General features: G+C 47.5%; 4 protein-coding genes and 1 tRNA gene. All 5 read right to left on the bottom strand.

All coding sequences use genetic code 11. The annotated features are described in order from the left end of the window. Nucleotides 1–424: 424 nt before the first annotated feature. Nucleotides 425–1,561 (bottom strand): alanine--glyoxylate aminotransferase family protein, encoded by a 1,137-nt coding sequence (locus FP827_02630; GenBank protein MBA3051978.1) that lies wholly within the window; start codon nucleotides 1,559–1,561, stop codon nucleotides 425–427. 47 nt (nucleotides 1,562–1,608) lie between these two features. Beyond that, nucleotides 1,609–3,993, bottom strand: coding sequence for an endopeptidase La (gene lon, locus FP827_02625; protein MBA3051977.1), 2,385 nt, complete (start codon nucleotides 3,991–3,993; stop codon nucleotides 1,609–1,611). 14 nt (nucleotides 3,994–4,007) lie between these two features. Then, on the bottom strand, nucleotides 4,008–4,589 hold the full coding sequence (locus FP827_02620; GenBank protein ID MBA3051976.1) for an ATP-dependent Clp protease proteolytic subunit: 582 nt from the start codon (nucleotides 4,587–4,589) through the stop codon (nucleotides 4,008–4,010). 11 nt (nucleotides 4,590–4,600) lie between these two features. Further along, nucleotides 4,601–5,800 (bottom strand): trigger factor, encoded by a 1,200-nt coding sequence (gene tig / locus FP827_02615; GenBank protein MBA3051975.1) that lies wholly within the window; start codon nucleotides 5,798–5,800, stop codon nucleotides 4,601–4,603. Between the two features lie 95 nt (nucleotides 5,801–5,895). Next, nucleotides 5,896–5,977 (bottom strand) — tRNA-Leu (locus FP827_02610). Between the last annotated feature and the right edge of the window lie 129 nt (nucleotides 5,978–6,106).

Here is a 6,106-nt window from a genome sequence, read left to right as displayed (position 1 = left end):
TTTTGGATAAGGAATACGAAAAACAATGCGGAGAAATGTTCAAAAGTTATTAAAGAATTTTCTGGTTTAAATGTTTCCCCGGAAGATCTGCTTGCGAATGATGTTATCAATTATTTAGGTGTTGCTCCAAATAGAATCGACTTTTTTAACACTCAGGGCGACCTTAATTTTGACAAATCCTTTAAGAACAAGTGTATTGGCCATTTCAGAGGGGAAAGAGTCTTTTATATAAATATAGACGACCTAATAAAAGCTAAAAAATATTATCTTTCAAGAGATACCAGGAATTTTCTGGATAAAGAAAAAGATTTAAAGGATATAAAAAGGCTCAAGAATTGTAAGACAAAAAAGCGGGAAGGCAAAGAATTACGAATAACAAAAGAGTAAGGGGACGAAACCAATAGGAACCGTCCCTGTTGGTTGTTTAGTCCAGAGCCGCGGCTGTCTCAAGAGCGGATAGCATCGCGCCCGGCTTGATTTTGAAACCGAATTTTTTAAGACCCAGCCACAGGCAGTTGAGAGCCATGAGGATGTCCGGGACGGTCACATAACCCATGTGCGCTATCCTGACGATCTTCCCCTTGTATTCCCTCTGGCCGTTGGCGAATCTGACGCCGTATTTTTCGCAGATGTGCTCTATGAGTTTGGAACCGTCTATTCCTTCCGGCACCTTGACGGCCGTTATGCCGTTTGAGGGAGCTGACGAGAAAAGCTCAAGCCCCATTTCAACAACGGTTTTGCGGGCGATCTGAGCCATGTTTTTGTGACGCGTTATGACATTGTCAAGGCCTTCTTCCTCAAGCATCTCCAGAGCTTTGTTGAGCTGGTAGATTATATTTATGGCCGGCGTCCAGGGGGTCTGTCCTTTTTCCCCGTAAGTTTTCGCGTGGACGAGGGAGAAGTAAAAACTCGGGAGATCGCCTTTGCCTATTTTGTCGTCAAGGCCCTTCCTCACGGCGATGAAGGCCAGTCCCGGCGGCATCATGAGGCCTTTCTGAGAGCCGCTCACGCAAACATCCACATTCCATTTATCCATATGAAATCCTTCAGTCAGCAGGCCGCTGACGGCGTCGACGATAAGGAGAGTGTCTTTCGGCACCATGTCTCCGAGGGATTTAATATCATTTACGGCGCCTGTAGAGGTTTCTCCGAGCTGACAGAGGACGGCTTTATATTTTTTCTCTTTGACCTTTGCTTCAACATCGGATATCTTGAAAGATTCTCCCCACGGGTATTCCAGCACATCCGGCACGAGGCCGTAGGCTTTCACTATATTGACCCATCTTCGCCCGAAAGCTCCCGTGTTGAGCACAAGAACATTATCGTTGCGCGAAAGGAAATTAACGACAGCCGTTTCCATACCGCCGGTGCCGGAAGAGGTGAGGATGAAAATGTCGCCTTTGGTGTCAAATGCCCTGCCGAGCCCCTTTGTAGCTTCTTCCAGCATCACTGAAAACTCTTTTGTGCGGTGATGGATCGTTCTTTTCGCTCCCGCCAGCAGTATCTCCGCCGGAACATTGGTGGGGCCTGGTGAAAATAAAATTTCTTTTTTCATTGTCATTCTCTCCTATTATTGAGGTCGGAAAACCTCTTCTGATATTAAATTCATCAGGCTCTTGCGGGAACAAAGGGTTTGATTTTCCCTTCTCCCTGCGCTTTCGCTTCGACCTTTTTTTTCTTTGGCCGTTTATTGTCCTCAATAGCGATTTTTATAACCTCGTCTATTGTTTTCACGGAAATAATTTCCAGCCCTTTTTTCACATTATCGGAAAACTCCTCGATCTCCGCGCTGTTTTTATCAGGTATGACAACAGTTTTTATTTTTTCACGGAAAGCCGCGAGAGCTTTTTCTTTGAGCCCCCCTATCGGCAGTACCCTTCCGGACAGCGTTATTTCGCCTGTCATGGCGAGGTCTTTTCTGACCGGTTTTTTGAGAATTGCCGACACAAGGGATATGGCTATTGTGATACCCGCCGACGGCCCGTCTTTTGGTATGGATCCCTCGGGAACATGTATGTGTATGTCGCTGTTTTTCATAAAGTTTTCGGGGATACCCAGTTTTTTCGCGTTTGCCCGCAGATATGAAACCGCCGCCTGGGCAGATTCTTTCATGACATCGCCGAGCTGGCCAGTCAGTATGAGGTTGCCTTTTCCTTTCATCAGAACGGTTTCAACGCTCAGGACTTCGCCCCCGACTTCCGTCCAGGCCAGTCCGCAGACAATGCCGATACTGTTGACCTTTCCCTCATCGTGCCTGTATTTTTCATAACCGAGAAGTTCCCTCACAATTTTTTTGTCTATGTTCACAGGGCTTTTTAATTTTTTCTGCACAAGTTTTTTGGCTGTTTTCCTCAGCACCGTGGCTATCTGCCTTTCAAGGTTCCTGACGCCCGCTTCCTGGGTATAGGAGTCCATGATGTATTCAACGGCCTGTTCAGTGAATGTGATCTTATAGTTTGTCAGTCCGTTTTCCCTGATCTGTTTGGGGATCAGGAAATTTTCGGCTATGCCTATTTTTTCCGGCTGGGTGTAGCTGGGGAATTCTATTATCTCCATCCTGTCTTTCAGCGCCGGAATGATGGTGTAGGTTGTGTTCGCCGTGGTGATGAACATTATGTCGGAGAGGTCAAAGGGGGTGTCAAGATAATGATCGGAAAAGCTGTTGTTCTGTTCGGGGTCCAGCACCTCCAGGAGGGCAGAGGAGGGGTCGCCGCGGAAATCCTGCCCTATCTTGTCGATCTCATCTATAAGAAAGACAGGGTTTTTTGAGCCGGCTTTTCTCAGCGACTGGATTATTTTTCCGGGCATTGAGCCTATGTAAGTCCTGCGGTGCCCGCGTATCTCGGCTTCGTCTCTGACGCCGCCCAGCGATATCCGCACAAATTCTCTTCCCATGGCTTGCGCAATGGAGCGGGCAAAAGAAGTTTTTCCCGTGCCGGGAGGGCCGGTGAAACAGAGTATGGGGCCTTTGATTTTTTTGTTGAGCTTGCAGACGGCCAGATACTCCAGCACCCGTTCCTTTGATTTTTTAAGCCCCCAGTGCTCGGCCTCGAGGACCTTCTGCACATTGTCAATGTTCATGTTGTCCGTAGTTTTTTTATTCCATGGCATGGAGATCATCCAGTCTATGTAAGTGCGCACAACCGTGGATTCGGGCGAAAAGGGCATCATCTTTGACAGCCTTTCAAGTTCTTCCTTCACCTGTTTTTTGGCCTGCTTGGGCATTTTGGCTTCTTTTATTTTTTTCAGATAATCCGAATACTCTTTATTCGGGCTGTTTTTGTTGAGCTCTTCCTCGATCGTCTTCATTTCTTCGGAAAGAAAATATTCGCGCTGATTCTTCTGTATCTTGCTGTGCACTTTTTCATGTATGTCTTTTTTAACCAGCATGAATTCCCGTTCGGACACGAGCATTCTTATAAGTTTCATCACCAGGTCGCCGGAGTTGCTGTTTTCGAGCAGCTTCTGCTTCTCCGCAACGCTTCCGGGCATATAGCCTATGATCAGGTAGATTATTTTCGCGGGCTCGTTTATAGAAAGTATGTCATCGATGATCTCTTTCGGTATTTTGCCGGCCAGCTCGCTGTATTTCTTGAACTCGGCTATCAGCGCCTCAAAAAGAGCGTCCGTTTTCGGCGAGGCCGGCAATTTGAGGGGCAGGGGAGTGATATTGCCGGTCCACAGGCCCTCGATGTCGGAAAGGGTTTCAAGCTTCGCGCGCTCTATTCCCTCTATGAGTATTTTATAACCCCCGGAGTTTTCCTTTATCGACTGAAGTATCTTACCGACGCAGCCCACGGAATAAATATCCCCGAACTGGGGATCATCTTTCTGCGGGTTTTTCTGAGCCGTGAAAAACAAATATTTGTCGCCCTCAAGGGCTCTTTCAAGCGCTTTTTTTGATTTTTCCCTTCCCACAAAAATGGGCATTCTGTTAAAAGGCAGAATAACAGTGTCTTTTACCGCTACCACCGGCATGTCTGTATAAATCATCGTATAACCTCCGGTTATTTCCTGTCTTTGATCACTTCATCGACAATACCGTAGGCAAGAGCCTCGTCAGCCGTCATAAAATAATCTCTTTCCGTGTCTTTTTCTATTTTGTCTACGTTGTGCCCCGTGGATTTGGCGAGTATTTCGTTGAGCCGCTGCTTCATTCTCAGTATTTCCTTCGCCTGAATGCCTATGTCCGTCGCCTGGCCCTGTACCCCGCCCAGAGGCTGGTGTATCATTATCCTGGCATTCGGCAGAGCCCTGCGTTTGCCTTTCAGTCCGCAGGAGAGTATTACAGCCGCCATTGACGCCGCCTGCCCGAGGCAGTATGTGGCTATCGGGTTGTGTATGAAGTTCATCGTATCCAGAATGGCCAGGCCGCTGGTGACGATGCCTCCGGGATTGTTGATGTATATGGAAATCTCTTTGTCCCGGTCCTGCGATTCGAGGAAAATCAGCTGCGCTATGATGAGATTGGCTACGCTGTCGTCTATGGGTGCGCCGAGAAATATGATTCTTTCTTTCAGGAGCCGTGAAAAAATGTCATACGCCCTTTCTCCCCGGTCGGTGGCTTCCACCACCATTGGAATGAGCATCGAGTGAGCGTTCATTTTACATTACCCTCCTTGATTATAAAATCAAAAATTTTATCCGTCAACAGCGCGTCTTTCATTCTGGTCGTGGACGGCGAATAATTTTTGCCGAGTTTCTCTTTCAGTTCTTCTTCCGTTACCGTTATGTTTTCCTTTTCGGCGATTTTGCCGAGGATCAGTGAGATCCTTAAGTTTTCACCGGCTGTTTTTTCTATCTGGGGCCCGACAGCTTTCATGTCCTGTCCGGGGTACTGTTCGCTCAGATGTCCGCTCAATGATTTTTTTTCTTCCTCAAGGAGCGACGCGGGGAGTTCAAAATTGTTTTTTTTCAGCAGCGCCGCGGTTATCTGCTCCCTTACGCTCCTGTGTTTTTCGGATTCTTTTTCCATAATCATGCGCTTTTTGAGCGATTCCCGCAGTTCAGGGAGGTTTTTCGCCCCGAAGAGCGACGCGAAACTATCGTCGAGAGGGGGCAGTTTTTTTTCAAAAATTTCGGTTATGAGGATGACGTATGTCACTTCCTTGCCGGCGAATTCGGCGGGTTTAAAATCTTTATCGGCGGTGAATTTGATTTCCCCGGCCTCGCCTTTCTTCAGTTTCAGTATGTCCGGCCAGAGAGGCGGGAATATTTTCTTCTCGTCGAGTTCGGCGGTGAGATTTCTCCTGCTCATTTTTTTCTGTGTTTCCCCGGCGCATATCACCCCGAGGTCGTATTTGATGAACAGGCCTTTTTTCGGTTTTGAGAGTTCTGTTTTTTCCAGGGAGAAGGCCTTTTCCCGCAGATTCTGCAGGGCTTGTTCCGCTTCCTCATCAGTAACGGCAACGGAGGGCTCCTTTATGCTTATTTTTTTGTAGCCGCCCGCTTCGAATTCAGGCATCACTTCGACTTCCACGGAGAATTTAACCGGTTTATCGCCATCCCACTTGAATTCAGTGAGCTTCGCCGGCGCGACAGGGATTATTTTGTTCTCATCGCATACCTGATAGACCTTTTTTGACAGGAGATAGCTCTCCTGGGCGTTCCTGATGTCTTCGCCGAAATCTTTTTCTATGAGGGCGACAGGGGCTTTTCCCGCGCGGAAACCCTCTATCCTCACCGATCTGCTGATCCTCTGCACCGCGAGTTTTCGCGAATCAGCGGCGCTCGCCGCGTCTATAATGAAATCCAGTTGTTTTACAGTTTTACTCTTCTCCGAAATTTTTACGCCTTCCACTTAATAACCTCCATATACCGCGCGGTTCAATTCGAATCCGCGTATTTCAAAATCTGACAATACATCATCATTAGCGAGCGCAGGCCTCTACAAAATGCCGGAGAGAGGACTCGAACCTCCAAGCCCTGAGGCACATGGTCCTAAGCCATGCGTGTCTGCCAGTTTCACCACTCCGGCCAGCCCATGATTTAACAAATAAGTTGCAAAAAGTAAAATAGTTTCGTAGAATAGCATATAATTATGGCAACTGAAACATCTCCCATCAAACCCGGCGAAAGGATACTGAGCTACGCTTTTCTTTTCCTG

This window comes from Candidatus Omnitrophota bacterium, assembly GCA_013791745.1.
Classification (GTDB): domain Bacteria; phylum CG03; class CG03; order CG03; family CG03; genus CG03.
This window is presented reverse-complemented; position numbering and strand designations above follow the sequence as displayed.